Genomic DNA, 26,918 nt, shown 5'->3' on the forward strand with positions numbered 1-26,918 from the left:
TATGAACGAAATTGGTATGGCAACCACCGAAGTTGAGCACGCCCTGGAGGTTGCGCTCACTCAGGTCACAGGCTGGCAAGGCCGTAAACTGCGCTATAAGGCCGTTCTCGGCGGTATCAGCAACACCAATTTCCGCATCGAGGTGGAAGGAGATCCCCTCTCCTATTTCCTGAAAATTCCCGGTCGTGGCACGGAGATGTTTATTGACCGCAAGGCGGCGGCGGCGGCCAGCAAGCAGGCCGAAACCATTGGCGTTGGGCCACGGACATTCGATTATCTCGCCCATCTGGACATTGAAATTGCGGAATTCATCGATGGTCGCAGACCATCCACCCATCGCGACTTTGCCGATCCCCAGATCCGCCACAAAGCTGTTTCCCTCTATTGTGATTTTCATGCGGCGCCAGAACTGCCTCTGACCAAAACCGTCTTTGACATGATCGACGAGCACTATGCGCAGGTGGAAGAGCTGGGCGGTTACTGGCCCAGTGATCATGCATGGCTTCGTGATCAATATCGACAAGCGCGCATGGCGCTGGAGGCATCCGGCCTCGATCTCGTTCCCTGTTTCAATGATCCCATGCCGGGCAATTTCCTGATTGGCGAGAACAAGTCGATCAAGCTCATCGATTTCGAATATGCCTCCAACAATGAACGTCTTTATGATCTGGCGATTTGGAGTGGGGAAATGTTTTTTTCGGAATCCATCGATCGGGAAATCATCGAGGATTACTTCGGCCACTATGATACCGGCTATCATGCCCGCTTCATCGTGCTGAAGGCCTTGGCTGACATAAAGTGGAGCACCTGGGCCATGGTGCAGAACCGGATTTCAACGCTCGATTTCGATTTCTACAAATATGGAATCTGGAAACATATGCGCGCGCGCTCCATCATAAACGACCCTCGCTGGCCGCTGTTTCTAAAATCGCTATAAGGGTCGATTGTCGATTTCCAATTTGGATTAACCAGGATTTCGAGTTGGCATTAATCCTGCCCGGCTTCAGGTGCGGTCTGAAAGCGTGATCAATTTTAGCCATGGTCAGGCAGTGCTAACACTAGGTCATTGCCAAGAAAGCGATTGGCCGTTTTGGCAGTGCGGGTCGGCGACAGATAGAAATCGACCGTGTTTCCGAACTTGTCGACGGCCCGGTAAAAATATGCCCGGTTGCCGCGAACCTTCACATAGGTTTTGTCAACGCGACAGCTTTTTGATTGCGGTGGGCGCTAGGCTGTAGTGACAAATTAATCATTTAATCCATAGCATTATGCTGGCGAGCTTAATGAACCCGAGAAAGTTGGCGGCGAGTTTGTCATATCGCGTGGCGATGCGCCGCCACTGTTTGAGCTTGGCAAAGAAGCTCTCGATCCCCCATCTCTGCCTGTAAGCGATGCGATCATAGGTATGCTGATATTTGCGATGCCGTCGCGGCGGAATGACCGGTTCACCGCCTTGTTCGAGAATGACATCGTGCAGATGATCGGCATCATAGGCACGGTCTGCAAGTACCTTTTGAGCTGGCAGTCCCCGAATGAGGTCGCAGGCTGGAGCCATGTCATTTTGCTGTCCGGGCCCGAGCTGAAAACGAACCGGCAACCCTAGCGCATCGACGACTGCATGGATTTTGCAGCCAAATCCACCTCTGGAGCGACCGAGAGCCTGGGCTTGCGGTCCCCCCTTTTTCGGCGTCCGCCAGCGGCTTGCGCCTGAGCCCGGATCACAGTGGCGTCGATGGACAGCCACTCCATATCCGGGTCCGCAGTGACGGCCTCGAAAATCTCGTCGAAAATGCCCTGCTCGATCCAACGATAGTAACGCCGTTTGACTGCCTGATAAGAGCCGAAGCGGTCTTCCGGCAGATCTCGCCAGCGGGCTCCAGACCGGGCAAGCCATAAAATCGCATCAAAGAACCGCCGACCGTCGCTGCGTGGGCCGCGTTTACCTTTACGACCGCCGGGAACAAACGGTTTCAAACGATCCCACTGGTCATCTCGAAGAACCTCACCATCCATCGCCAACCTCCAAAAGGTAGCGTTGAATCTGATTAGCCCCTCAAAGGGAATCCAAAAACATTAATTTGTCACTACAGCCTAGCGTGTTTGTGAGAACAGACCTTGTTCCAGCCCCCTATGGCGCGGCAAAGCGCGACATCATGCCCGGCGTCGAGCATCGCTTGCACAAAGGACTGAACAATCGGGCGGAGAATTCCCATCAACCGACCCGGCGACGAGAACGGATCATGAAGGGCTTCAAATCAGCGCGACATCTCCAGCGTTTCGTTTCAATTCATGACCCTGTCGCCAACCTTTTTCACATTCCACGCCACGAGATCTCATCAGACAATCATCGCGAACTGAGAACCCGGGCCATGCAGATGTGGAACGAAATCGCATGCCTGCAAACCGCATAAGCGAAAGCCGAGCGCAATATTTTTGACCCGTGTCGGTTAACTTTACGGTGCCAATTTAACAGGTAAATCCGCTGTCATGTTATCAGGCACAACATACAATTCCATGTTCTCTCGTGACAATTCCCAATGCTGGAAAACGAGATCAACCACAGCATTTTCATCATGGCTTTTAATGGATGCAATAAAGCCATCATGATGTTGGGTTGCCAACCGAAGACGCTGCTGCATGTCATCATTTCGTGGACGGAAGAAGGTTTGCCCTATACGGGCATGGTCCACGAGAAGACGTCTTAAGCTCGGTTGCAGGTAAACGTTACCGGACATTTCGCCCATGATGGCGTGGAATCTGTTATTCTCCAGAACCATCGCCAGGGTGTCAGCGTTGTGGCTAGCGGCACGAAATCGTTCCTGTGTGTCACTCAACTCGGACAGTTGCTTGGGTTTGAAATTTTGAACCGCCAGCCGACCGATGGCCGCGTATATCATCGGCGCAACGAGGAAGAAGTGTCTGAGTGTCGAATGGTTCAACGGAGCGACCCGAGCGCCTCTGTTTTCTCGAATGTCGATATAGCCTTCACCCGCAAGACGGCGGAAAATGTCACGCACAGGTGTGCGAGACAGTCCATATTTCTCGCTGATGCTGACTTCGTCCAGATCCTCGTCCGGATCGAGTTCCATCGTCAGAATTTGGCGTTTGAGATCGTCGTAGAGACTGCTCTTCCCGACTTTCATTTCACATCCTCGTCACACGGAAGGCCATTGCAATTCAATCGCTTTGCGACCATTCGGGAGATCAATCAGCGTCCGCCTGCCCGTGCCGACACGCCAACGCACGGACAGATCGCGGTGCAGGCAATGGCATAGCCTCCATGGTTCTGATTGGCAATGTTTAGGGTGCGGATACAAAGACATCGTTCGCGCTGAAACGGTTGCTTCGCATGGCTTTCGCATTGATGGCATCTCAGCAAATTATCCCCGTCACTCATGACAGCTTCTGGTTTGTATTCTTTTGTTTGAAACAATTGTGTACTTATAAAATACAATACCGTTGACTTAGCCCGGACGTCATGCAAATTTTGTTGTCATAAACCAACGGCGCCCCTTGGGCGGACAAGTTGATGACGGGGAACTGGAATGAAGGGTGGCAAAGGCGAGCTCTATGATGATCTCAAGCGCCAAATTCTGACGATGGAACTCGATCCGGACGAGGATCTGGACGAAGTATCGCTGAGTGAAAAATACGGCCTCTCGCGGACACCCGTCAGGGAAATTTTCCGGCGTCTGGAAGGGGAAGGCTATGTCGATATCCGTGCCAACAAGGGGGCGCGGGTCATCCCGATGAACCATTCGACGCTGCGTCACTTCTTCCTTGTCGCACCGATGATCTATGCAGCCGTCGGGCGTTTGGCAGTCCAGAACTTCAAGTCCGGACAGCTTTCCGACCTTCAGGTCACTCAGGAGCGTTTTCGTGAGGCGAGCATCGCGCAAGACGCTCTTGCCATGACGCTTTCGAACAACCGGTTTCACGCGATCATTGGTGAGATGTCAGGCAATGAATATCTTCAGCCAAGCCTAGGCAGGCTGCTGATCGATCACGGCCGTATCGGCCATACATTCTTTAGGCCGCGCAACGCAGACATGCATGAGCGGCTACAAAAATCAGTCGGACACCACGACGGCATTATCGCCGCGATCAGCGCGCGTGACGAAGATGCCGTCGTTGATCTCGTGTTTGAACACTGGGAATTGTCACGCGAGAACATGGAAATGTTCATCGCTCCCCAAGCGCTTAAGGCGGACGCATTGGTCGATACGCCAATGCAATCGATGGAGAAATCATCATGAAATTCGAAGGTATCTATACCCCGGCGGTGACACCGCTTGGGCCAGATGGGCAGATTGATCGTGAAGGCTTTGCCGCCGTCCTTGAATCGCTCATCGAAGCGAAGGTTCATGGTATAATTGTCGGCGGTTCAACGGGTGAATATTACGCCCAAAGCGCCCAAGAACGCCTTGATCTTGCGGCCCATGCAAAAGACGTGATCGGAACCAGAATTCCACTTATCATCGGCACTGGCGCAACCAGAACGGAAGATTCCGTGGCCTACGCCATAGCTGCCAAAGACATTGGTGCTGACGCCATCCTGGTGTCGTCTCCGCCCTATGCGCTGCCAACGGAGCGCGAGAACGCTGTTCATGCGCTGACGGTAGATCGCGCCGCCAACCTGCCGATCATGCTCTACAACTATCCAGCCCGTATGGGTGTGGTGATGGGAGATGAATATTTTTCCCGGGTTGGCAAATCCAAAAATGTCGTGGCGATCAAGGAAAGCTCTGGCGACATGGCCAACCTTCATCTTCTGGCCCGGAAGTTTCCGCATATCGGCCTGTCCTGCGGCTGGGACGACCAGGCGCTCGAATTCTTCGCCTGGGGAGCAAAAAGCTGGGTCTGCGCTGGCTCGAACTTCCTGCCGCGTGAACATGTTGCGCTTTATGAAGCCTGCGTTCTCGAGAAGAATTTCGACAAGGGCCGCGCGATCATGACCGCGATGCTGCCGCTGATGGATTTTCTCGAATGCGGCAAATTCGTTCAGTCGATCAAATATGGCTGTGAACTGATCGGCCTGAAGACCGGCTCGGTACGCGCACCGCTACGGCCGCTGAACGCCGAAGAAAAAAGAACCCTTGAGACCGTCGTCACGACTGTGAAGCGCACGGTTGCCCAGATCACCTCGGGAGCCAACAATGCATGAACCTTTGACCGTGGCCGAATACAAGGCCATCGCTGCCAGTCTTCAATTGCCGACCAACGCTTTCATTGACGGTGCGTTTCGTCCGGCAAAGTCCGGCAAGACCTTCACTTCGATCAATCCCGCAACTGGCGAGACCTTGGCGGAGATTGCCGCCTGTGATGTGAGCGACGTCGATGATGCGGTTGCCAAGGCAAGGCAGGCGTTTGACGATGGCCGCTGGCGGCATCAGGCTCCCGGCGACCGGAAGGCCGCCCTGTTGAAACTAGCCAAGCTGATCGAGGAAAACCGCCACGAGCTGGCTGTCATGGAAAGTCTCGACAGCGGAAAACCGGTGCGCGAATGCCAGACAGTCGATGTGGCCGATACGATCCACACCATCCGCTTCCATGCCGAAGTCATCGACAAGCTATACGACAATACCAATCCGGTCGGGCCAAACGCGCTGGCAATGGTGGTACGCGAACCGATCGGCGTGGTCGGCTGCGTTCTCCCCTGGAATTTTCCTCTGCTGATGCTGGCCTGGAAGATCGGTCCGGCGCTGGCTTCGGGGTGCTCCGTCATTGTCAAGCCAGCACAGGAAACCTCGCTCACCGCGCTGCGGGTTGCCGAACTCGCGATTGAAGCAGGGATTTCGGCTGGCGTCTTCAACGTCGTCACCGGCGGCGGCAAGGAAGCGGGCGAGCCGATCGGTCTGCACATGGATGTCGACATGGTGGCCTTCACCGGATCGACGGCGACCGGGCGTCGCTTCCTGCGCTATGCGGCAGATTCCAACCTGAAGAAGGTGGTTCTCGAATGCGGCGGCAAGAACCCAGCCGTCGTTCTCGCCGATGCCGAAGACCTCGATCTGGTGGCCGAGCAGGTCGTCAACGGTGCGTTCTGGAACATGGGTGAGAATTGCTCTGCGACCTCGCGCCTGATTGTCGACAGAACGATCAAGGACGAATTGCTGGAGCGGATCGGTGCCTATCTGCGCGAATGGAAGACCGGCAATCCGCTCGATCCGGAAAACCGCATCGGGGCGCTCGTCAGCAAAACCCACTTTGAAAAAGTGAAATCGTTTCTCGATGATGCCAAAAAAGAGAAGCTCTCTGTTGTCTATGGCGGGGCGACGCATGGTGGCATCTATATCGAGCCGACTGTTGTCGATGGAGTCACTCCCTCAAGCCGCCTGTTCAAGGAGGAGATTTTCGGACCAATCCTGTCCGTGACCGCCTTTGACACAGTGGCCGAAGCCGTCGCGCTGGCCAATGACACCAATTACGGCCTTACCGCATCGGTCTATACCGGCAGCCTGCGCCAGGCGATCCGGTTGTCCCGTGACATTCGTGCCGGGCTCGTCACCGTCAATTGCTTTGGCGAAGGCGACGCTTCCACACCGTTTGGTGGCTACAAGGAATCGGGCTTCGGTGGTCGCGACAAGTCGATCTTCGCGCATGACAATTATTGCGAACTGAAGACAATCTGGATCGATATTTCCGAGCGTTCCGTGGATGAGACAATCCGATGAACAAAATATCAGTCAAACGTTTGCCCGTTGAAAATGGTGTCTCCGGCTGGGAGGCGATCAGCACGCGTTCGTTTCCCCTCCGTAGCCTCGAAGGCAACGTGACTGCGGATTGGCTGATTGTCGGTGCGGGCTTTGCGGGTCTTTCCGCTGCCCGTCGTCTGCTGCAGCTTCGACCAGACGACAAGATTGTCATTCTCGACGCAAGCGAAGTGGGAAAAGGCGGCTCGGGACGAAATTCCGGTTTCATGATCGATGTTCCGCACGACCTGTCGTCTGGCGAATATTCAAGCGGCAGTACCGACGATACCCGCATCGAAATGGCGCAGAACCGCACGGCGATTGCCTTCGCAACGCAAGCTGCGGCGGAATACGGAATGTCACGCGAGACGTTCGATCCGTCCGGCAAGATCAACGCGGCGGCAACCGAGCGCGGCATAAAGCTAAATGAGGATTTTGGCAAATCCCTGCTGAATGCGGGCGAGAAGCACAGTTTCCTCGATGCGGCACAAATGCGGGAGATCACCGGAACCGATTTCTACCTCGGTGGCATCTACACGCCGGGGGCCGTGCTCATTCAGCCCGCCGACTATATCAGAAACTTCGCAGCCGGGCTTTGGCAGCAGGTCGATATCTTCGAGCGCTCGCCTGTCACGTCCCTGATGCGGGAAAACGGCCAATGGACGGCGTCCTCACCACGGGGCCGTGTCTCTGCACCCAGGGTCATTCTGGGCGTCAACGGCCATATCAATGATTTCGGTCATTTCAACGGTCGCCTCATGCACTTCTTCGGATATGCCTCAATGACGGCTCCGTTCCCGGCAGAGGATTTCGGGCGCAAGGCAAGCGGGCATGATCGATGGGCTCTGCTGCCTGCCGATCCGATGGGAGCAACGGTTCGGAAAATCACATCGAACGGCCAGTCGCGCATCGCTTTGCGGACCAAGTGGACCTACGATTTCAGCCTGAAGCTGACGGATCAGCGTCTGCGAAAAATGGCTCTAGAACATCGGGTATCGCTGGACAGGCGTTTCCCGGCATTGAAGGACCTGCCGTTCGAACACTGCTGGGCAGGCCGCATCTGCCTCACCCGCAACCATGTGCCGGCCTTCGGCGAGATCGAAGAAGGGCTGTATTCGGCTTGCTGCGAAAACGGTCTTGGCACGGTGAAAAGCACGCTGGCTGGCATGCTGACAGCGGAACTCGCCACCGGAAACACCTCGACACATCTTGAAGAATTCAACGATCACGCACAGCCGAGCAGGCTTCCACCGGAGCCTTTCACATGGCTCGGCGCCAACACCGTGATCAAATGGCAGGAATTGCGTGCAGGCCGCGAGGGATAAAACGTCGCCGCGCAATGGGGAGACCGCGCTTAAGCGCGAGGCTTCAACGATAATGGGAACGTAAAACTAGGAGCGAAAAATGAAGACTCTGTGGAAGGCACTTTGCGCAGCGGCGATGGTCGGAATGACCGCCCTGTCGGCACATGCGGAAGAAAAAACCGTCACCATTGGCACGATGTCTTGGGAAGACCTCACCCCGATCACCGGCATCACCAAGAAGGTGCTCGAAGATTCCGGCTACACCGTGAAAGTCGTACCCTTCTCCGAATGGGGCATTGCTTATGCCGCATTGAGCAAGGGCGATGTCCAGATTTTGGCCTCGCAGACCGATTATGTCGCGCAGGATTACTGGAACAAGAACAAGAAGCGCCTGGAAAAAATCTCGCCGGTCTCGCACGGCCTGTATCAGGCGATCGCTGTTCCGAAATACGTCCCCATCGACTCCGTCGATCAGCTGAACGAAAATGCCGACAAGTTCGGCGGCAAGATCATCGGCATCGAGCCTGGCTCGGGCCTGATGAAGGATGCGGCCAACGCCGTCAAGGACTACGGTCTCAAGCTTCAGCTCGTTGAAGGCAGTACCGCCGCGATGACGGCCGCTCTCAAGTCTGCATCCGACCGCAAGGAATGGATTGCCGTGACGATCTGGGAACCATCATGGATGGCACAGAAATACGACGTCAAGTTCCTCAAGGACCCCAAGGGTGTGTTCCCTCCGGCCCAGAGCTACTACTGGATCGGGCAGAAGGGCTTCTCGGCTCAGAACCCACATGCGCGTGAAGTGATTGCCAGCGTGTATGTGCCGCTTGCCGACATCGCCGCAATCAACAGCGCAGTTAGCGACGGCAAGACCATGGATGAGGCCATCAAGAGCTGGACGGACAGCCATGCCGATCTCCTGAAGCGCTGGGAAAACATCAAGTCTGAATAAAATGAGAAGGCCGGGCTGCGCAATGGCGGCGGCCCGGTCCTGACGTCCACAAGAGAGAATGCCGGTCAATACCGGCGCGCGGGGAACGCGATGACCACGTCAATGCATGATGCCAGTGAAGTCCTCATCGACTGCCAATCCGTCTGGAAGATATTCGGAGCTCGGGCGAACGCGGCCGTCGAGGCAGTCAAGACAAGGGGCTTCTCCAAGAAACAGATCCTGACGGAGTACGACTGCGTCGTTGGCGTCTCGGATGCCAGCCTTCAGGTTCGACGCGGAGAGATTTTCTGTATCATGGGGTTGTCGGGCAGCGGCAAATCGACGCTGATCCGTCTTCTGAACAGATTGATCGAACCGAGCCTTGGCACGATTCTGGTCAAAGGCAAGGATATCTCTGCCTTGAACGCCGCCCAGTTGCGCGACATCCGCGCGCGCCATATCGGGATGGTCTTCCAGAGCGTGGCCCTGTTGCCGAACAGGACCGTGTTGGAGAATGCCGCCTTTGGTCTGGAGGTCAGGGGTGTTGGCAAGGAAGAGCGATACAAGACTGCCCGCGCGGCGCTGGAAAAGGTCGGCCTGTCGGACTGGACGGCACGATATCCTTCCGAGCTGTCGGGCGGCATGCAGCAACGCGTCGGTCTTGCCCGCGCTATTGCCGCCGACCCCGAGATCATTCTGATGGACGAGCCGTTCAGCGCGCTCGACCCGTTGATCCGCCGCCAGCTTCAGGACGAATTCCGGCAACTCACCAAGTCGCTTGGAAAATCCGCCGTGTTCATCACCCATGATCTGGAAGAAGCAATCCGCATCGGCGACCGCATCGCCATCATGAAGGACGGTGTCATCGTTCAGGTCGGCAATGCGGAAGAGATCGTTACGCAACCGGCAGACGACTATGTCGCCGAGTTCGTCGCCGGTATTTCCAGAGTTCATCTGGTCAAGGCGCATTCTGTCATGATCCCGATTGAGGATTATAAGTGTGATCATCCCGGCTCAGACATCGACACGCTTTTGTGCGCCACGCCGGAGGCGGATATCGGTGCGCTGATCGCCTTGACGATGCAGTCTGAACGCGATGCCGTAGCGATTGTCGAAGACGGCAACGTCATCGGCATTGTCACCACGCGCGGCCTCCTCTGCGGTGTTGCCGGAAGTCCGGCCCAGCCGACCGCAGCGGCATAGGGGGGAATGTCATGGACACCTCCGTTATTACAGATAGCTTCGATGAACACATTGACGACACGCTCAACTGGATCAGCGATCATGCCTCATGGCTGTTTGATTCCATCAGAGCGGTGCTGGAAGGCACCTATGGCGGCGTTCTCTGGCTGTTTCAGCTCCCGCCATTCTATGTGGTTGCCTTGATTGCAGCCCTTCTCGGATGGCGGTTGATCAACAGCAAGGCCGGTCTTTTGATCGGTGTCGCCATGCTGGGCTGCGCGGTCATGGGCCTTTGGGCCGAAACCATGAGCACCTTGGCGCTCGTGATCACCGCCACATTCATGGCTCTGGTGATCGGCGTTCCTCTTGGCATTGTGGCGGGTTTCGTCAAAGCCTTTGACACGATTGTCGAACCGGTGCTTGATCTCATCCAGACCCTGCCGCCCTATATCTACCTCCTGCCAACCATCGCGCTGATGGGATATGGACCGGCCACGGCCCTTCTTGCCACGGTCATTGTCGCCATGCCACCGGCGATCCGCTTGACATCTCTCGGCATTCGCAGAACGCCCAATGATTTTATTGAATTGGGACAGGCCAGCGGTCTGACGCCCTGGCAGATGTTCGTCAAGATCAGGTTGCCATTCGCGATACCGAGCGTCATGGCCGGGATCAACCAGAGCCTGATGATGGCCTTCGGCATGGTGGTGATCGCCGGTATCGTGGGCTCCGGCGGACTTGGCGAAACCATCTATAGCGCCGTCAGAACGCTGAATATCGCAACGTCGATCAACGCCGCGATTGCCATTGTCATTCTCACCATGGTGCTTGATCGACTGACACAAAGTGCGGCGAGCCGTAACACGGGAGCAAAATCATGACTCCAGCAACAGTTTGGTTTTCTCCGGGTGCCTATCTCGCTCCCGTCGTCGATTGGTTGAACGCGAATTTCCATCCCTTCTTCGACACTGTGACAAAGGTCATCGAAGCCGTTCTTGGAAGTATCGAAACCGTTCTTCTCTTTCTACCTTTCTATACCGTCATTCTGATCACCGTTGCTCTGGCTGCCGTCTTCGTCACTCTTCGTGTTGCGGTGACAAGTGCGTTTGCCCTGTCATTCTGCTTCCTGTCGGGTCTATGGGAAGCGTCGATGCAGACTCTGGCTCTGGTGACGGTGTCGGTTTGTATCTCCGTGCTGATTGCCTTTCCGCTTGGCATTCTGGCGTCCCGGCATCGACGGGTCGAGGCGGTCATCCGCCCGTTGCTCGATATCATGCAGACCGTGCCGCCATGGGTCTACCTGATCCCCGCCGTAATGATTTTCAGCCTCGGTCGAGTCCCGGCAATCATTGCGACGATCGTCTATGGCATACCGCCGATGCTGCGGCTGACAACGCTGGCGTTCAACCAGGTGCCCAAGGACCTGCTGGAGCTTGGACAGGCGACCGGTGCCTCGCCGCGTGCCATCCTGTTCAAGATTGAAATTCCTGCGGCAACGCCCACGCTGCTCGTAGGGTTAAACCAGTGCATTCTTCTGTCGCTGGCCATCGTTGTTCTGGCCGGTCTTGTCGGGGCTGGCGGCTTGGGAGCCGAGGTCACACGCGGACTGACCCGCATGGAAATGGGTCTCGGCCTGCGGGCAGGATTGGCGATCGTCGCGGTGGCGATTTTCCTTGATCGACTGTCACGCGGCGCATTGCAGCGAGGCCGGACACCAGGCGCAGCCAGCACCTGACACTTGATAAGGAACGATCATGCGGCATAGCTTCTTTTGTATCGACAGCCATACATGTGGCAATCCGGTTCGCCTCGTTGCCGGAGGCGGTCCACTTCTACCGCATTTGCCAATCGCTGAGCGTCGGGAACTGTTTGTCCGGGACCATGACTGGGTGCGAAAAGCCCTGATGTTCGAACCACGTGGCCATGACATCATGTCCGGCGCGATCATTTATCCGGCCTACCGCGACGACTGCGATTTCGCAGTCATTTTCATCGAGGTCAGCGGATGCCTGCCGATGTGCGGAGCTGGTACGATTGGCTTGGTGACAGCCGGTATCGAAGAAGGCCTCATCACGCCTAGAGTCGAGGGACAGCTTTCCATCGAAACTCCGGCTGGTCGGGTGGATATACACTATGAAAAGCCCGGCACATTCGTGGAATCCGTTCGTATGTTCAACGTGCCGAGCTATCTCCACGCAACAGATGTCGAGGTTGATATTCCCGGCATCGGGCGTCTTATTGTCGATATTTCCTATGGCGGCAATTATTATGCCGTGGTGGAGCCGCAGGCATCGTGGTCGGGGCTCGACGGCATGTCCGGCAGTGACATCGTAGACCTCAGCGTGAAGCTGCGAGACGCGCTGGCGGATATCTGCGATCCCCAGCATCCGGACGATGAGCGGATTCGAGGTGTTCATCACGCTCTCTGGTGCGATAAACCGACAAGCGATGCGGCAGACGGTCGTGGAGCCGTATTCTACGGCGACAAGGCCATTGATCGCTCCCCGGGCGGGACCGGCACTTCGGCAAGAATGGCACAGCTTTACGGCAAGGGTCGATTGAAGGTGGGTGAGGCGTTTCGTCAGGAAAGTATCATCGGCACTGTTTTCGAAGGTCGGGTCGAGGAAGAGGTCATGGTCGGCACCTTCAAAGCGATCAGGCCGAGCGTTGGCGGATGGGCCCGGATCATTGGTCACAACACCATCTTCGTGGACGATCGAGATCCTCTGGCTCACGGCTTCCAGATCAAATAAAGTAGGGCTTACAGGCACCTCGCGATACATGCCTGCCCCGATTGGAGTTTAGAATGACGCCCTCCGATACCAACGCCCCGGTCGACCGCCTGAAAATCGGCTTCGTGCTCGCGAGATCATTCACACTTTCGGCTTTCGCATTGTTCGTGGACACGCTGCGTCTCGCCAGCGATGAATTCGATCGTTCGGGTCGGGTTCTGGCCGACTGGGATGTGCTCGGCAGCACGCGGCACCTCATCACCTCCAGCTGTGGCGTTCAGGTCGCTCCGACCTCAGACTTGGTAGAAGATCCGAGCCAGTTTCAATTTATTGTCGTCGTCGGCGGGTTGCTGAACAACGAACAGCCAATCGACCGGGAAACGGCTGCATTTTTGAAAAAGGCCGCCACAAAAAACGTCAAACTGATTGGGGTCTGCACCGGGTCTTTTATCATGGCCGAACTTGGCTTGATGAAAAGCCATCGCACATGCGTAAGCTGGCTGCATTATAACGCATTTCGGGAGCGTTTCCCCGATCTTCAGGTTCGCTCCGACCGTATTTTCAATCTCGACAGAACACGGGGCTCGTGTGTGGGCGGGAGTAGCGCCGCTGACATGGCGGCGTTGATCGTTCGCCGTCACATCAGCAAGGATGCCGAGAGAAATGCTCTCGAGGTTCTTCACATCGAGAAAGCCCGATCAGCCCTTGCCATTCAAACACGCAAACCGCTGTCCATCGAGTGCAACGATCCCAGGATCAGAGCGACGCTTATTATGATGGAACAGCACATCGAGGGTAATCTGCCGATCCAGGATCTGGCAGCAGCGGTTGGCCTGTCCAGAAGACAACTTGAACGTCTCTTTATGAACGAAACCAAGAATTCTCCGGCAATGATCTACAGAAGAGTGCGATTGGAGCGCGCAAAACATCTTCTTGTCCAGTCCAAAGCACCTTTGGTCGAAATTGCGCTTGAGGTCGGGTTCGGAAATGCGTCGCACTTCGCCAAGGTCTTTGCTCAGACGTTCGGCCAATCGCCAACTGGCTTAAGAACAGCAATCCGAGCTACTCTCTGATCGGCATCCTCAACTTAACGAAAGACAGGAATCCAATGTGCGATGACGGGTGACGACAGACCGTGATCCCGTATCGCCACCATCGCTTTCCCGCTGAAATCACAGCTCACACCGTTTGGCTCTATTTCCGGTTTCCTCTCAGCCTTCGAATGGTTGAGGACTTGCTGGCGGCTCGTGGGATCATTGTCTCCCATAAAACAGTCCGGCTGTGAGCGGAGAAATTTGGGCGAACTTTCGCCAATGTTTTGATCCGTGACAAGACGCATTGACTGTGGCGCGCTGTGGATCAGGACGGTTTCGTCTTGGAGGTTCTTGTGCAAAGCCGCCGAAATGCCAAGGCGGCCAGGCATCTGATGCGCAAACTGTTGAAGGGCCAGGGTCGCGCGCCGCGGGTGATGATCACCGATAAGCTGCGATCTCACGACGCGGCAAAGCGGGAGATCATGCCCGGTGTTGAGCATCGTTCCCACAAAAGGTTGAACAATCGAGCGAAGAATTCTCACCAACCAGTCCGCCGGCGAGACCGGATCATGAAGCGCTTCAAATCACCGCGACGTCTGAAACGTTTCGTCTCCATCCATGACCACATTGCCAACCTATTCCACATCCCGAGCCCCGATATCCCGTCTAGCCATCGCCGCGTACTGCGCACAGCGGCAATAAACCTATGGACGACAATCGCCCGAGCGTGATCGACGAAATAGGCCGGCGCCATGGTCCTCAGTCAGTGCCGTTAAGTTTACGATGCCCGTCACGACGTTAAATACCGCTAAAAATGTCAGGGCGATGCCACCCCGTGGGAAGCTGCAGAACAGTTTTCCTGGAGAAGGAACCGAATACATATGTTCCATATCAATAGCTTACCTGACAAAATCGGGCGCCAGTGCATCAGTCGTCAATTATCGCTTTATCACGCGACTGTTACACTATAAAATTCATCGTGTATTCGGTTCGGGACACAGAAGCTTTCGCATTTTCCTTATATCCGGCCGATTAGAAGGAACTGGCTTAATCCACGAGAGGAGACAGACATGACGAATGCCTTGCCGCCACTTTACAACGGACATGCGCCGATCACCCTTCAGCAACTGTTCCGCGAAGCGCTTTACGCCTTTGAAGAATGGGACACAGGACTGACAGAACCGCTCGTCACTTTTGAGGGTCGGATCACCCCTATCAGCCTCGTCTTTGAAGCAATGCGCGAATGCAATGACATAGTGCCAATGAACATTTCAATTGCGATCACCCAACGACTAACCAAGCCGTGGGAAGGCGAAGGGCCGCTTGATCAGATGAGTTTCTCTACCGCCGCTCGCATCATGCGGGTCCTAGTACGTAAACGCCTTCTCGCCGATGGCGCTGCTGAGATTGTCACCGTTTCGAAGCTGACGGCCGAACGTATACCGTCTGAATGATATCTGCGGGATCGCGTATAAACGGCGCGATCCCGCGCTCTAAGCTAAACGCCGTGACACCAATTTTATTGGGCTTTGTCGCAAAATTTTTAGATGGTTTGCCGCTTTGATGATCATGAGGTAGATGCCGTCTGGAGAAAGCAGACAGGGCGAACCCTCGCTCTGGCGCAACCGCAATCCGAATACCATGCCCAGCATGAGCGTGGTTTCGATCGCTACGAATGTTCTGGCCATTATGCTTCTTGGCTTTGGCTCCAACGGCGCCGACTTTGCACCGCTTGCCAATTCCTGGAAGGCTACATCGCTAGGTGCCATTTTTGTTTCTCCCAATGTACCCCGCCTTCCAGCTTCGGCTCGGGTTATCAATGGTTCAGCGTCGCTGGTGTCACCGAAGATAATCGCAGCGCGCGAATTGCGGATGCGAGGCGATCTTTCGATCAGGTGATTTCCTCGATCGTCGAAGGGAACGGATTTACCGACAAGCTCGACCGCGTTGCTTTGGTCGGTTTCTCGGGCCGCCTTGCCTCGCCGCTTCCGCTTCAACCGGCTCTGGAAGCGCACATCCTGTTGATACACGGGATGTGCTGACCCGGTGATCCCGGCAACGGAAAGCAGCAAGACTGCAGCCATTCTTCAGTCCCTCGGTCTCAAGGTCGAAACGCTCACACTCCCTGGCGTGCCTCACACGATTTCCGCCAACGGTGCTGCTCAGGCCGGCCGCTTCCTGGCTGATGTCCTTGTGACATAGGAAGGCAGCCAAGGGCGGTGTTACACTGTTTTACCTGTTCCGGTCAGAGACTGTGATCTTCAATAGCCGAGAGCAATTCCGTCCTTGCGGGATTCGGAGGCACCTGTCAGCGTACCATTTTCCCAATCAATCCTGATAATCTGAGCGCCACCGATCGGATCTTCCGCTGGCACGATCTCGAAGCCGCGACGTCTCAACAGGGCAATGGTCTCTCTAGGTACTGTATGCTCGGCCTCGACACGCGGCACCTTGCCACCGACGGGAATGAGGCGCGGCAAATCGATGGCGTCCTGAAGGTCCATGCCATAGTCGATAACCTTGGAAATCAGATGGGCATGGCCCATGGCCTGATAATAGCCGCCCATGACCCCAAAGGATATTTCCGTACGGCCTGCCCGTGTCACCATGCCCGGAATGATCGTGTGCAGCGGACGCTTTCCCGGTGCGATCATGTTCGGATGGTCACGCTTCAGGGAGAAGCTCTGACCGCGATTGTGCAGGACGACACCAGATTGCGGGGCAACAATGCCTGAGCCGAAGCAGTCAAAGATAGAGTTGATGAAACTGACAGCGTTGCGCTCAGAGTCGATCACCGAAATATAGACCGTGTCGCGATGGAGAGGCATCTCGAAGTCCGGCAGATTTGTCAGCGCGCGGGTGAGATCGATCATGCTGGCGAGGTGTGTGGCGAATTCCTCGGAGAGCAGGTCTTCAACGGGAACGCTGGCCTTCTCCGGATCAGCGAGCCAAGCGTCGCGGGCGGCATAGGCAAGGCGCGTGGCCTCGATCTCCAGATGCAGGCGGTCTGCTGAACTTGGATCGTCCTGGGTGTCGAACCGCGAGAGAATATTGAGAATGAGAAGAGCGATAATGCCCTGCCCGTTTGGGGGGCATTCATGGATTGTATGGTCGCGGAATGTCGTGGTGACCGGCACCACATACTCTCCCTTGGCCTCAGCAAAATCCTCAAGGGTATGAAGGCCGCCGAGGGCGCGAAGCCGATCAACCATGTCTTCCGCAACCGCCCCCTTGTAAAAGCCATCTCGGCCTTCAGCGGCGATCCGGCGCAGGGTTGCCGCCAATCGAGGTTGATGGTGGACTTCGCCGATTTGCGGCGCACGGCCGTTGGGAAGAAAGATCTCCGAAGCAGCCGGGTCATCGTTGAGCAGCTTCTCTTCCCGTGCCCAATCCCGATACACCCTTGGTGTGATGGCGTAACCGTTCTCGGCATAGCGGATCGCAGGCTGGAGAATCTGCTCAAACGGAAGGCGGCCATGGTCGGCGTGCAGCCGTGTCCATGCGTCGATAGCGCCGGGTATGGTAACGGCAGACGGCGATTGGCGAGGCACTTCGGCGAGCCCTCGCTCTTCAAACCAGTCCACCGTCAGGGCAGCGGGCGTGCGGCCCGAACCGTTATAGGCAATGACCTGATCACCACCCTTTGGCGCGTAGAGCGCGAAACAATCGCCACCGATGCCGGTGGAACCCGGCTCCACAACGCATTGCACAGCGCAAGCAGCAATGGCAGCGTCCATGGCATTACCGCCTGCTTGCAGGATATTGATAGCGGTGAGCGTTGCATAAGGGTGAGAGGTAGCCGCCATGGCTTCCGTCGATACCGCCACTGAGCGCGTTGGCTTTTCGAAATTGCGCATGTCTTTTAAGTCTCCTCGTCTGAAAATTCGAATAAAGCGCGTCAGCTGCGGGTTCGATACAGTGTCAGTCTGACTTCGAGCGTGGTGAGCGCCTGCACGATGATGAAATTGAGCAGCAGATAGATCGCCCCTGCGGCCATGAAGACCTCAATGGCGCGATAGCTCTGGGAAATCAGCCCCTGCGCTATGCCCGTCACCTCCATCAAGGTGATAATTGATGCCAGCGAAGTGCCCTTGACCATCAGAATGATCTCGTTGCCATAGGCCGGGATGGCCTGGCGCAGAGCCAGCGGCAGGATGATGAAGCGCAGGTTGGCAAGCCGCGACATCCCGAGCGCGGAGGCGGCCTCAATCAGCCCTCGGGGCACATTGCGGATCGCACCGCGCAGAATTTCGCTGCCATAGGCTGCGGTGTTAAGGGTGAGCGCCAATATCGCGCACCAATAGGGCTCACGGAACAGCCACCAAAGGCCGGCCGCCTGCAACGAAGGGCGGAACTGTCCAAGGCCATAGTAAATCAAAAAGATCTGGACGAGCAGAGGCGTGCCCCGAAAAACCGCAACGAAGGTACGAACTGGCCAGACAACCCAGCGCCGTTCACCCTGTTGCACAAGGGCCAGCACGAGGGCAAGAACAAAGCCGCAGACGATCGAGGTGCCTGAGAGCTTCAAAGTCAGAGGTAGACCCGACAGCAGTTTTGGAATGATCTCAAAGAAAAACCCAAAATCGATCATGAGTGCAGGATCCCCCGCGAGGTTCTCACTTCAGCACTGCGGAAGAAACGGCCCGTTACGCCCGCCATCACAAAATAGAGGCATGCGGCGGCCAGATAAAAAAGGAAGGGCTCGCGGGTTGAGCCAGCACCGATCTGCGACTGGCGCATCAATTCCACAAGACCAACCACCGAAATCAGAGCGGAATCCTTCAAGACGAGCTGCCAGACATTGCTAAGACCAGGAATTGCGTGCCGCAGCAACTGCGGTACAATAACCAACAAAAGCATCTGGCTGCGGGAGAGGTCGAGCGCCTTGGCTGCATCAAATTGCCCCCGCTCGACGGCAAGATAAGCGCCACGGTAGACCTCAGCCTGATAGGCACCCGAAATCATGCCGATTGCCACAACGCCCGTTGCCAGCACGGGCAGCCCCACAAATGTGTCGGCTCCGAAAAAACGCGCAACTGTCGTCAGGGCAACGCTACCACCATAATAAAACAGATAGATGGTCAGCAGGTCGGGCACGCCGCGAAAGACGGTGGCGTAGGCAGAGGCAATCACGCGAGGGATACGGGCCGATGATAAGCGACCGGCTGCCGCCAGACTGCCAAAACAAGCGCCGAGCATAAAGCCCAGAACGGACAGCAACAAAGTCAGAGCGGCAGCACCAATCAGTGCCGGACCCCAGCCACCTTCCGCGAACCCGAGCAGATGCAGTTTTTCAAGCATATGGGCGAAACCCTCTCGCAGTTCACGCGGCCAGTGCAACCAAGGCCCTGGCCGCATGCGGTCCGCACCTCTGTTACTTGACCGGTGTCACGTCGGTTTTCACCCATTTTTCGGAGAGACGTTTGATGGTCCCGTCGGCAATAGCCGAGGAGATTGCGGTGTTCAGCATCTCCTTGAGCTTGGTGTCCTGCTTGCGCAATCCCGCACCGGTTCCAAGGCCGAAGACGCCGCCCACGAAGCCCGGGCCTGCAATGGTATAGTCTGCGAATTCTGGCTTTGCGAGTGTCGCGGCCAGTGCCGTCTGCTGGGCGAAGATCGCATCAATGCGACCAGCTGCCAAGTCGAGGTCATGCTGCTCTGTGGTTTTGTACTCGCGGATTTCTACGGTATCGGCAAAATACTTACGCAGAAAATCGAGATTTGTCGTTGCGGCCTGAACGCCAACAACTTTGCCCTTCAGGAGGGATTTCAACTTGTCGATCGCCGCTTTCGAGGGTGCCTCATCCTCAAGTTTGAATTTTTCTGTCGAGATGCCGAGCTTGCCAAGCGCGCTATCCTTGGCAACAGCAAAACCCGAAGGATCCACCGCATAAGGCTGGGTAAAATCGATCGTCTCAAGACGCTTTGGCGTGATGAACATGCTCGCCATGATGACATCGAACTTGCCAACCGTCAGCGACGGAATAAGACCGTCCCAATCCTGAGCAACGATGGTGCATTTGACCTTCATGCGTGCGCAGAGGTCATTGGCGAGTTCGATTTCAAGGCCATCGAGCTTGCCGTCGGAGGTCGTAAAGTTCCAAGGAGCATAGGCTCCTTCGGTTGCAATCTTGATCTCGGTCGGCGCGTCTTGCGCCATGGTGACTGAGCCAGATATCAGTGTCGTGAAGGCGACCGCCAACGCGGCCATGCGACGAAACGTCATGACTTTTCCTCTTTTTGAGCCGTTTTTACGGCGGTTCCCCATCCTTGCCGGATGTTGCCTCCGGCTTCGGACATAGTGACCGATCAGCGTTCAGCGCCGAGCGGGACTTGCGTAGTCGGCCAGCAATGATGCTGTTTCGACGATATGTTCCTGCATTACGGCCTCTGCTCGGCGGGCATCACCTGATCTCAGGGCCTCAATCAGCGTATCGTGTTCCTGACGGGCCGATAGTGGCTTATCAACATAGTCGAACCAGATCCGCATATAGGGTTCTATCACCACATGCAGCGCCGTGATCTGCCGGATGAGCTTCGGGCGGCCACTTAGCCCATAGATAAAAGCGTGGAACTCCTGATGCCGCAAAACCCAGTCGCTGCTTCCGCTTCCGCCTGCGCGCTCCATCCGGGTCAACAAGCGCTCAAGCTCTTCGAAGGTCTCGACATTCATGCGCGGCATTGCGATGCGCACGGCAAGACCTTCCAAAACAGAGCGAATTTCGAATGCCTCTTGAAGTTCAGCGAGTGTCAGACCCGCCACCACACAGCCGCGATTGGGGCGAAGTGTCACCAGCCCATCGGAGGCAAGTCGCCGAAATGCTTCCCGCACCGGCATGCGGCTCATACCGATTTCCGCAGCAATCTCCTCGGCGATCAGGCGGTCACCCGGCTTATAGCGACCAAGGCGCAACGCCTGTTGCATATGCAGATAGGCCTCTTCCTCAGCTGTTGAGGCCTGCATTGCGATGGAGGATTGAACGACGGGCATTTTGGCTCACTGGATTTTTGTATCCAATTATCCAATCATTGCCGTTTCCTCCCGTCAAGGGCTTTTGATTGCTGCCCTGGAAACAGGAGCTCGGCACGGTGTTGATTTCCGAACTAAATTAATAGTTTTGATTGAGTTGAGGATGTCGGCGGTCGCGTACCGATGAGCTCTCTTTGGATTGAGGACTGGCAATGGCACCGTAAACTTATTAGCCTGTGGTCAAAGGATGGCAGGGAGGCACGGCATCAGGCTACCTTGAGATGAGCGACCTCGCTCCACATCTGCATGGCCATTGCTTGTAGGTCACGATGGTGGACAGATGGAATGTCGTGCCGGGGAACGTTAAAGAGGTTGGCGATCGGATCGACGATGAGATCGACCAGTTCACTGCTGATGGAGCTTATGATGGCTATCCAACCTACGACGCAGTTTTCCGTCACAGCCCAGGCGCAAGGGGCGTTATTCCACCGTGCTCGAAGGCAGTTAAACGGCCCAACATCCAAGCATCCTGCCAGAGAGACGACCACGTAGCATCATGCAGGTACATGGCCGGCTGAAATGGCAGGCATCGACCGGCTATGGTAAACGAATGTCAATCGGCGCGGAAAGTTGCCCCATATCGGCGTCTAATATTGGCTCTGACGCAATTTTGGTGGTCAAGGACAGCAAAGCGCGCCAAGTCCCTGGTGCCAAAGTCCGCGCCGCGAGCATTCAGGTTTCGCGTTTTAAACTGCTGTAAAACCTGATTCCGAGGAGACGTACCCTGATCGCTGTAGGATCAAGAGACGTTAGGAGGCACAGCTTTCCAGGTCGCATTGCCCAACCGCATCGGGTTTAGATGAAACTCGATATATCGAGGATTGGTTGAGCTGAAGCGTGCTTCGACTGGGTCTATATGGGCTTCCAGCCAGTGGGTTTGGCGCTCGAAGATGCTAAATCAGGCAAAAACAAAGAAGTCCGAGCTTGGATCATGCGAGTGATCCGACGCGTCGAGATATAAGAGATGCAGCGAAATCCCGTGAAACGAAAAAGCGGACCGCATGCAGACCGCTAGAATTCGGTAAGCCGAGTGAAACAATCGTTCAACGCACCGACGGATCAGCGCTCTCGACTATGACCAACAAATATCTTCTGTGTGCTGGCTTTTCAAGGGGCGGCCCCGTATGCGAGAGAGCCTGACAAAGGACTAGGATTTATGGTCCAGACCGCCGTCATTCTAAGGCGTCAAAAAAATAGGGCCATCGGAAAACCGAGGCCCTTGAAGTGTGAAGGTTAAAACCTCCAGAGGGGAACAACTGATGCGATAGCACTGGTAGAAGGCCATCGCGTGCATCAGCTATGGGATTTATGCCTAGAATATAGGCGGTACGCAAACAAAAATTGTACAATGCACCTATACGTGAAACGGCAGGATCATCGAACGCCCGGAATTCGCGGTTCACGTCGCATGTGAGCCCGATGGTTAAGGATGAAGTCCGACTTGTGAATCATTTGTCAATCGCGAAGACTGTTCGATGGAACACACCATCTGTTTATATAATAATACTCTCGCTTTGAGCCGACGTTACTGCGCCTGCAAGCGACGGACGATGAGGTCTCCAGTAAACTGGACAAGGCAGACCGTGGCAATTAAAACGATGATCACTGCAATCATCACTGTGGTATCAAACCGTTGATATCCATAGCGGATGGCCATATCGCCAAGCCCGCCTGCACCCACGGCTCCTGCCATGGCTGAAGCCCCGATCATCGTTACAATAGTGATGGTAAAACCGCCTACCAGACCGGGCAAGGATTCGGGCAACAGCACATGACGAATAATATGCCAGCGGCGACACCCGATGGCCTGCGCGGCTTCAATCAATCCATGATCCACCTCGCGCAAACTGACTTCGGCAATGCGGGCAAAAAAGGGAGTGGCACTGATCGACAGTGGCACGATGGCGGCCCATACGCCGATGGTGGTGCCCGTGACCAGCCGAGTAAAAGGCAATAATGCCACCATCAGGACGATGAAAGGTGTGGCGCGAAAGCCGTTGATGAGCGCACCCAGTATCCGGTTGGCGCGGGGTGCCTCAATCAACCCACCGGGCGAGGACAGCACAAGGAAAACCGCAAGCGGAATGCCAACGACAAGTGCAAACAGCGCCGAGATCCCCACCATGGTGATGGTGTCCAAAAAGGCGCGGCCCAAGCGTTCATACATCATTTGTGACATAGCCCAATATCCTTGCAGAATGCGCCAGAGCCTGAATCAATGGGGACGAAACATCCGGTGGATTGGCGGCGATGATCAACACCTGACCCTGTACATGGCCCTGAATGCGATCCAGATTGCTTTGAACAAGACGGCTGCCCGGACCAAATGCGGCACTGATGGCACTGAGATCAGGCTCCAGGCCGCCCTCACCGGTATAGGATAATTCAACCACGGCCCGACCATCACCACCAACCTCAAGACGCGATGCGAGATCGGCTGGCAGACCGCGTTGAAGCGGCTCCAGCAAGGCCTTGGTGGCTTCGTGGCTGGGCTTGCCAAAAATCTGCCAGACGGGACCCTGTTCGGCTGTCCCACCCTGTTCCAGCACCAGCACCTGATCGCAGATTTCGCGGATCACGCTCATTTCATGGGTGATCAAGACGATGGTAAGCTTGAGGCGCTGGTTGATGTCTTGCAAAAGCCTGAGGATCGAAAGGGTGGTTTCCGGGTCGAGCGCCGATGTTGCTTCATCGCACAGCAGAATCTCCGGCCTGCTGACAAGGGCGCGGGCGATGCCAACACGCTGCTTTTGTCCACCGGATAGTCGGGACGGATAGGTGGCTCCCTTGCCTTCAAGACCCACCAGTTTCAGCACATCCGCCACACGCTGGTTGATATCATGACGCTCCACCCCCGCCACCAGAAGCGGGAGTGCGACATTGCCCCACACCGTCTTGGCGGACAGCAGATTGAAATGCTGAAAGATCATACCAACGCGGCGGCGAAGGCCCACCAACTGATCATCATTGAAACCGGCAATATCGTCACCATCCACCAGCACGCGACCGCCCGTTGGCCGCTCCAACCGATTGATGGTGCGCAACAAGCTGGATTTGCCGGCACCGCTGCGGCCGATAATGCCAAAAATACTGCCCGCAGGCACGTTAACAGAAATATCTTTCAAGGCATGAACAGGCCCGGCCGATGAGGTGTAAATCTTGGAAAGGTTCTCGAACACGACCGAGCCAGTGCCCTGCAGCGCTAGACTTTTCTGAGGTGCAGCGGAAGCCCGGGTTGCGGCGGTGGCGGAGCCATTCAACCCCGCCTTGCTCGCATCAAGCTGATCAAGCAGCACGGTGGTCACTACTGCCATGCCAGCGTGTAAAGCTTGCGATCATTGCCGAACGCCTTATCGATTGCAGCTTTCACGGCATCGGAGTGCTGATAGATGTCCACCAATTTCTTCAAGGCTGGACTATCGGCCTTGTCCTTTCGTGCGGCAAAGACGATGGCGAACTGCTTGTCATCCACGCCGGAATAGATCAGACCGGAGCTGGGATCAAACGCCTTGGCGGCGACAATAAAGTGAGGATAGCCAAGGGCCAGATCGACATCGCGAGTAATGCGGGCCAGTTGAGGACCTTCCACTTCCGTGAACGTGACGTGTTTTGGGTTGTCGACGATATCGTCGAGCGAACCCTTGAACCCGACACCATCTTTCAGCTTGATCAGCCCGCCTTTTTGCAACAGCAACAGACCACGGCCCTGATTGACCGGGTCATTGGCAATGGCAACGGTTGCGCCATCCGGCACGCTGGCAAAATCCTTGTATTTCAGAGAGTAGATGCCGATATTGGCAAGGGTACCAATGCCCGCAGGCACAATATCATAGCCGCGCTGCGCCACCGCATTGTCCAGAAATGGCTTGTGTTGGAAATAATTGACATCAATATCGCCCGCCTGAAGGGCAATGTTCGGGGTGGTCCAATCACTGAACTCCACCACCTGCACATCCAGCCCGGCGGTTTTTGCTTCTGGCACCAGCGCCTCGATGGAATCGGCATAGACGCCGGGAACAACCCCCACCTTGATGGTTTCGGCATACGCATTGGCAGACAGTGCAATCAGTGCGGCTGCAAGCAGCGTTTTAACTTTGAATGTCATGACACCCCCTAATTTCTATTAGGACATAAATCTAATAGATTTAGTTGTTTTTAGGAGGCGTCTCGTACTCATCTGCGGGAACAAAGGAGAAAATCTTTCTGCCGCAAGCGGAAAGCAACCGGCACGCCGTGTGCAAACCCTCTTGCGGCATCGTGATTTTTATCGTCTGTCCAGTTGTACAACCAATCGATCACCCAGCCATTGGATACCGCAGACAAGGATGATCAGCACAATAACCACGGCAATCATCACCGTTGTTTCGAACCGCTGATAGCCATACCGAATGGCCAGATCGCCAAGCCCACCGGCACCAATCGCGCCCGCCATGGCGGATGCGCCGATGAGGGTGACAAGTGTGACGGTAAAGCCGGAAATAATACCGGGAAGCGCTTCAGGGACCAGAACTTCGCGGATGATGGTCCAGCGATTGCCACCCATGGCGCGCACCGCTTCGATCAACCCGCGATCCACCTCCCGCAACGACACTTCGGCAATGCGCGCATAATAGGGCGTGGCCGCAATGGCCAGCGGTACAATCGCCGCCCAGGTACCAAGCGCTGTGCCAACTATCAACCGGGTCAACGGGATGAGCGCCACCAGCAGAATAATAAACGGAATGGAGCGAAAGGCATTGACCACGGCTCCAAGCACGCGGTTGATCCATAGATGTTCGGCAATGCCACCCTTTGCCGTCACCACCAGCGCCAGACCAAGCGGCAGGCCAGCCACCAGCGAAATCAGGCCAGAAGCAACGGTCATCAGCACCGTTTCCCAGAGAGCACTGAGGAGAAGGTCAATCATCACATCAGACATAGCCAAGGACCTCCACACGGGCATGATGGGATTTCAACTGGGCCTGAAGCTTTTGCAGCAGGGCCAGATCGCTGGCGGGAACTGTCAGAAACAACCGAGCAACCACCTGGGTTTGAATATGCTCAACACCCCCTTGCACCAGCCGGACACCATTCTCAAAACTGTCGGCGAGATCGGCAAACAGCCTGCCTTGGGCATAATCTCCAGCGAGATCGATGCTTAAAACAACAGTTTCCCCCGGTTCCGAGCGGAGCCTTACGGCCAGATGGCCGGGCAGTTGCGGCCGATTGCCCGAAAGCAAGCTCTTGGTGATCTCGGCTTGCGGATTGGCAAAAACCGACCAGACATCGCCTTGCTCGACAATCCTTCCGGCATCGATCACGGCAACCCGGTCGGCAATCGAGCGCACCACATCCATCTCATGGGTGATCAGCACAATCGTCAGGCCAAGCTTTTTGTTGATATCCTTCAACAAGGCCAGAATCGAGCGGGTTGTTTCCGGATCAAGCGCCGAGGTCGCCTCGTCCGACAGCAGCAGGGCAGGCCGTGCGGCAAGGGCGCGGGCAATGCCAACCCGCTGTTTTTGCCCACCGGAGAGGGAAGCGGGATAGGCCTTGGCCTTATCGCTCAAGCCCACCAGTTCCAGCAGATCGCGCGCGCGGGCCAGGCGTTCCGCCTTTGCCACGCCTTCGATTTTCAGTGGCAGTGCCACATTGACTTCTACGGTTTTGGCGGAAAGCAGATTAAAATGCTGAAACACCATGCCAATACGTTGGCGCAAGGGCTGCAATGCCTGCTCCGCAAGGCCAACAATGTTACGGCCCTCAATGCGGATTTCGCCGCGATCAGCCTGTTCCAACCCATTCAGGCAGCGGATCAAGGTGGATTTACCGGCACCGCTTCGCCCGATAATGCCGAGAATTTCGCCTTTGCGGACATCGAGCGAAATGCCGTCCAACGCAATGGTGCCGCCAAAGCGACGATGGACATCGGTGAGTTCAACAACTCTGTCGGGATCAGGAACGGGTGTTGCTTGCGCAAACAATGGCTGACTGTTCATACACTATCACTCCAAACGGGCGAAGGCGGCGGAGC

Annotated in this window: 25 protein-coding genes and 5 pseudogenes; 15 read left to right on the plus strand and 15 right to left on the minus strand. The window is 55.9% G+C overall.

Translation table 11 applies throughout. The features are described from left to right. Position 1 precedes the first annotated feature (1 nt). Positions 2-937, plus strand: coding sequence for a choline/ethanolamine kinase family protein (locus IEI95_RS10740; RefSeq protein WP_156532932.1), 936 nt, complete (start codon positions 2-4; stop codon positions 935-937). A gap of 122 nt (positions 938-1,059) precedes the next feature. On the opposite strand, the pseudogene IEI95_RS10745 reads toward IEI95_RS10740, so the two are convergent. Further along, a pseudogene (locus IEI95_RS10745) lies at positions 1,060-1,227 on the minus strand (DDE-type integrase/transposase/recombinase); the annotation flags it as partial. 22 nt (positions 1,228-1,249) lie between these two features. Continuing rightward, a protein-coding gene (locus IEI95_RS10750) for an IS5 family transposase (protein WP_156533119.1) occupies positions 1,250-2,013 on the minus strand; the annotation gives its coding sequence in 2 pieces (ribosomal slippage) (positions 1,250-1,686 and positions 1,686-2,013; 765 coding nt in all). Between the two features lie 116 nt (positions 2,014-2,129). Between IEI95_RS10750 and IEI95_RS10755 the strand changes: the two are divergent. After that, positions 2,130-2,411 (plus strand): annotated as a pseudogene (locus IEI95_RS10755) (DDE-type integrase/transposase/recombinase); the annotation flags it as partial. A gap of 42 nt (positions 2,412-2,453) precedes the next feature. On the opposite strand, the gene IEI95_RS10760 reads toward IEI95_RS10755, so the two are convergent. Continuing rightward, a complete protein-coding gene (locus tag IEI95_RS10760) occupies positions 2,454-3,143 on the minus strand; it encodes a GntR family transcriptional regulator (protein ID WP_015918386.1) in 690 nt (229 codons plus the stop codon). Between the two features lie 402 nt (positions 3,144-3,545). On the opposite strand from IEI95_RS10760, the gene IEI95_RS10765 reads away from it, so the two are divergent. From IEI95_RS10765 to IEI95_RS10820, 12 genes and pseudogenes are all read left to right on the plus strand, one after another. Next, on the plus strand, positions 3,546-4,256 hold the full coding sequence (locus IEI95_RS10765) for a GntR family transcriptional regulator (RefSeq protein WP_156537504.1): 711 nt from the start codon (positions 3,546-3,548) through the stop codon (positions 4,254-4,256). Continuing rightward, the gene (locus tag IEI95_RS10770) at positions 4,253-5,164 is read left to right on the plus strand and encodes a dihydrodipicolinate synthase family protein (protein ID WP_015918384.1); all 912 of its coding nucleotides are present in this window, start codon (positions 4,253-4,255) and stop codon (positions 5,162-5,164) included. Before IEI95_RS10765 ends, IEI95_RS10770 begins: the two co-directional genes overlap by 4 nt. Then, complete coding sequence (locus IEI95_RS10775; protein ID WP_156537505.1) at positions 5,157-6,674, plus strand: aldehyde dehydrogenase; 1,518 nt, start codon at positions 5,157-5,159, stop codon at positions 6,672-6,674. Before IEI95_RS10770 ends, IEI95_RS10775 begins: the two co-directional genes overlap by 8 nt. Continuing rightward, positions 6,671-8,017 (plus strand): NAD(P)/FAD-dependent oxidoreductase, encoded by a 1,347-nt coding sequence (locus IEI95_RS10780; RefSeq protein WP_156537506.1) that lies wholly within the window; start codon positions 6,671-6,673, stop codon positions 8,015-8,017. The genes IEI95_RS10775 and IEI95_RS10780 overlap by 4 nt, the downstream gene beginning before the upstream one ends. 79 nt (positions 8,018-8,096) lie before the next feature. After that, entirely contained in the window at positions 8,097-8,948 is an 852-nt protein-coding gene (locus tag IEI95_RS10785; RefSeq protein WP_156537507.1) for a glycine betaine ABC transporter substrate-binding protein, read from the plus strand. 90 nt (positions 8,949-9,038) lie between these two features. Next, positions 9,039-10,130, plus strand: a complete 1,092-nt coding sequence (locus IEI95_RS10790; protein WP_194416405.1) for a quaternary amine ABC transporter ATP-binding protein — start codon at positions 9,039-9,041, stop codon at positions 10,128-10,130. 11 nt (positions 10,131-10,141) lie between these two features. Next, the gene (locus IEI95_RS10795) at positions 10,142-10,990 is read left to right on the plus strand and encodes an ABC transporter permease (protein ID WP_156532920.1); all 849 of its coding nucleotides are present in this window, start codon (positions 10,142-10,144) and stop codon (positions 10,988-10,990) included. Then, the gene (locus IEI95_RS10800; protein ID WP_194416406.1) at positions 10,987-11,844 is read left to right on the plus strand and encodes an ABC transporter permease; all 858 of its coding nucleotides are present in this window, start codon (positions 10,987-10,989) and stop codon (positions 11,842-11,844) included. Before IEI95_RS10795 ends, IEI95_RS10800 begins: the two co-directional genes overlap by 4 nt. 19 nt (positions 11,845-11,863) lie before the next feature. Then, positions 11,864-12,862, plus strand: coding sequence for a 4-hydroxyproline epimerase (locus IEI95_RS10805; RefSeq protein ID WP_194416407.1), 999 nt, complete (start codon positions 11,864-11,866; stop codon positions 12,860-12,862). 53 nt (positions 12,863-12,915) lie between these two features. After that, complete coding sequence (locus IEI95_RS10810; RefSeq protein WP_194416408.1) at positions 12,916-13,914, plus strand: GlxA family transcriptional regulator; 999 nt, start codon at positions 12,916-12,918, stop codon at positions 13,912-13,914. 62 nt (positions 13,915-13,976) lie between these two features. Then, positions 13,977-14,606: pseudogene (locus IEI95_RS10815) on the plus strand (IS6 family transposase). Between the two features lie 339 nt (positions 14,607-14,945). After that, positions 14,946-15,329, plus strand: a complete 384-nt coding sequence (locus IEI95_RS10820) for a BRA0787 family protein (RefSeq protein ID WP_015918375.1) — start codon at positions 14,946-14,948, stop codon at positions 15,327-15,329. A gap of 39 nt (positions 15,330-15,368) precedes the next feature. Here IEI95_RS10820 and IEI95_RS10825 read toward each other — a convergent pair whose 3' ends face one another. The 7 genes and pseudogenes from IEI95_RS10825 to IEI95_RS29785 all read right to left on the minus strand — a co-directional run. Then, positions 15,369-15,959 carry a hypothetical protein gene (locus IEI95_RS10825; RefSeq protein ID WP_194416409.1) on the minus strand — a complete coding sequence of 197 codons (591 nt, stop codon included), beginning with the start codon at positions 15,957-15,959 and terminating at the stop codon, positions 15,369-15,371. A gap of 177 nt (positions 15,960-16,136) precedes the next feature. Next, positions 16,137-17,732, minus strand: a complete 1,596-nt coding sequence (gene ggt, locus IEI95_RS10830) for a gamma-glutamyltransferase (RefSeq protein WP_156532911.1) — start codon at positions 17,730-17,732, stop codon at positions 16,137-16,139. 41 nt (positions 17,733-17,773) lie between these two features. After that, a complete protein-coding gene (locus IEI95_RS10835; protein WP_156532909.1) occupies positions 17,774-18,466 on the minus strand; it encodes an ABC transporter permease in 693 nt (230 codons plus the stop codon). Further along, a complete protein-coding gene (locus IEI95_RS10840; RefSeq protein ID WP_156532907.1) occupies positions 18,463-19,176 on the minus strand; it encodes an ABC transporter permease subunit in 714 nt (237 codons plus the stop codon). The genes IEI95_RS10835 and IEI95_RS10840 overlap by 4 nt, the downstream gene beginning before the upstream one ends. 73 nt (positions 19,177-19,249) lie before the next feature. Further along, positions 19,250-20,101 carry a transporter substrate-binding domain-containing protein gene (locus tag IEI95_RS10845; RefSeq protein WP_087730540.1) on the minus strand — a complete coding sequence of 284 codons (852 nt, stop codon included), beginning with the start codon at positions 20,099-20,101 and terminating at the stop codon, positions 19,250-19,252. Between the two features lie 90 nt (positions 20,102-20,191). Further along, positions 20,192-20,866 (minus strand): GntR family transcriptional regulator, encoded by a 675-nt coding sequence (locus tag IEI95_RS10850; RefSeq protein ID WP_156537511.1) that lies wholly within the window; start codon positions 20,864-20,866, stop codon positions 20,192-20,194. 245 nt (positions 20,867-21,111) lie between these two features. Then, a pseudogene (locus IEI95_RS29785) lies at positions 21,112-21,237 on the minus strand (transposase); the annotation flags it as partial. Here IEI95_RS29785 and IEI95_RS10855 point away from each other — a divergent pair. Continuing rightward, positions 21,223-21,455 (plus strand): annotated as a pseudogene (locus IEI95_RS10855) (IS5/IS1182 family transposase); the annotation flags it as partial. The pseudogenes IEI95_RS29785 and IEI95_RS10855 sit on opposite strands and share 15 nt — an antisense overlap. Positions 21,456-22,430: 975 nt before the next feature. Here IEI95_RS10855 and IEI95_RS10860 read toward each other — a convergent pair. The 5 genes from IEI95_RS10860 to IEI95_RS10880 all read right to left on the minus strand — a co-directional run bounded on the left by IEI95_RS10860 (position 22,431) and on the right by IEI95_RS10880 (position 26,883). Then, complete coding sequence (locus IEI95_RS10860) at positions 22,431-23,084, minus strand: methionine ABC transporter permease (protein ID WP_156537512.1); 654 nt, start codon at positions 23,082-23,084, stop codon at positions 22,431-22,433. Next, a complete protein-coding gene (locus IEI95_RS10865) occupies positions 23,065-24,219 on the minus strand; it encodes a methionine ABC transporter ATP-binding protein (protein WP_194416410.1) in 1,155 nt (384 codons plus the stop codon). The genes IEI95_RS10860 and IEI95_RS10865 overlap by 20 nt, the downstream gene beginning before the upstream one ends. Beyond that, positions 24,210-25,010: a MetQ/NlpA family ABC transporter substrate-binding protein gene (locus IEI95_RS10870; RefSeq protein ID WP_156537514.1), complete on the minus strand. Its 801-nt coding sequence runs from the start codon at positions 25,008-25,010 to the stop codon at positions 24,210-24,212. Before IEI95_RS10870 ends, IEI95_RS10865 begins: the two co-directional genes overlap by 10 nt. 159 nt (positions 25,011-25,169) lie before the next feature. Next, positions 25,170-25,823: a methionine ABC transporter permease gene (locus IEI95_RS10875; protein WP_194416411.1), complete on the minus strand. Its 654-nt coding sequence runs from the start codon at positions 25,821-25,823 to the stop codon at positions 25,170-25,172. Beyond that, positions 25,816-26,883, minus strand: coding sequence for a methionine ABC transporter ATP-binding protein (locus IEI95_RS10880; RefSeq protein WP_156532897.1), 1,068 nt, complete (start codon positions 26,881-26,883; stop codon positions 25,816-25,818). The genes IEI95_RS10875 and IEI95_RS10880 overlap by 8 nt, the downstream gene beginning before the upstream one ends. Between the last annotated feature and the right edge of the window lie 35 nt (positions 26,884-26,918).

This window comes from Agrobacterium vitis (genome assembly GCF_014926405.1).
Lineage (GTDB): Bacteria > Pseudomonadota > Alphaproteobacteria > Rhizobiales > Rhizobiaceae > Allorhizobium > Allorhizobium vitis_H.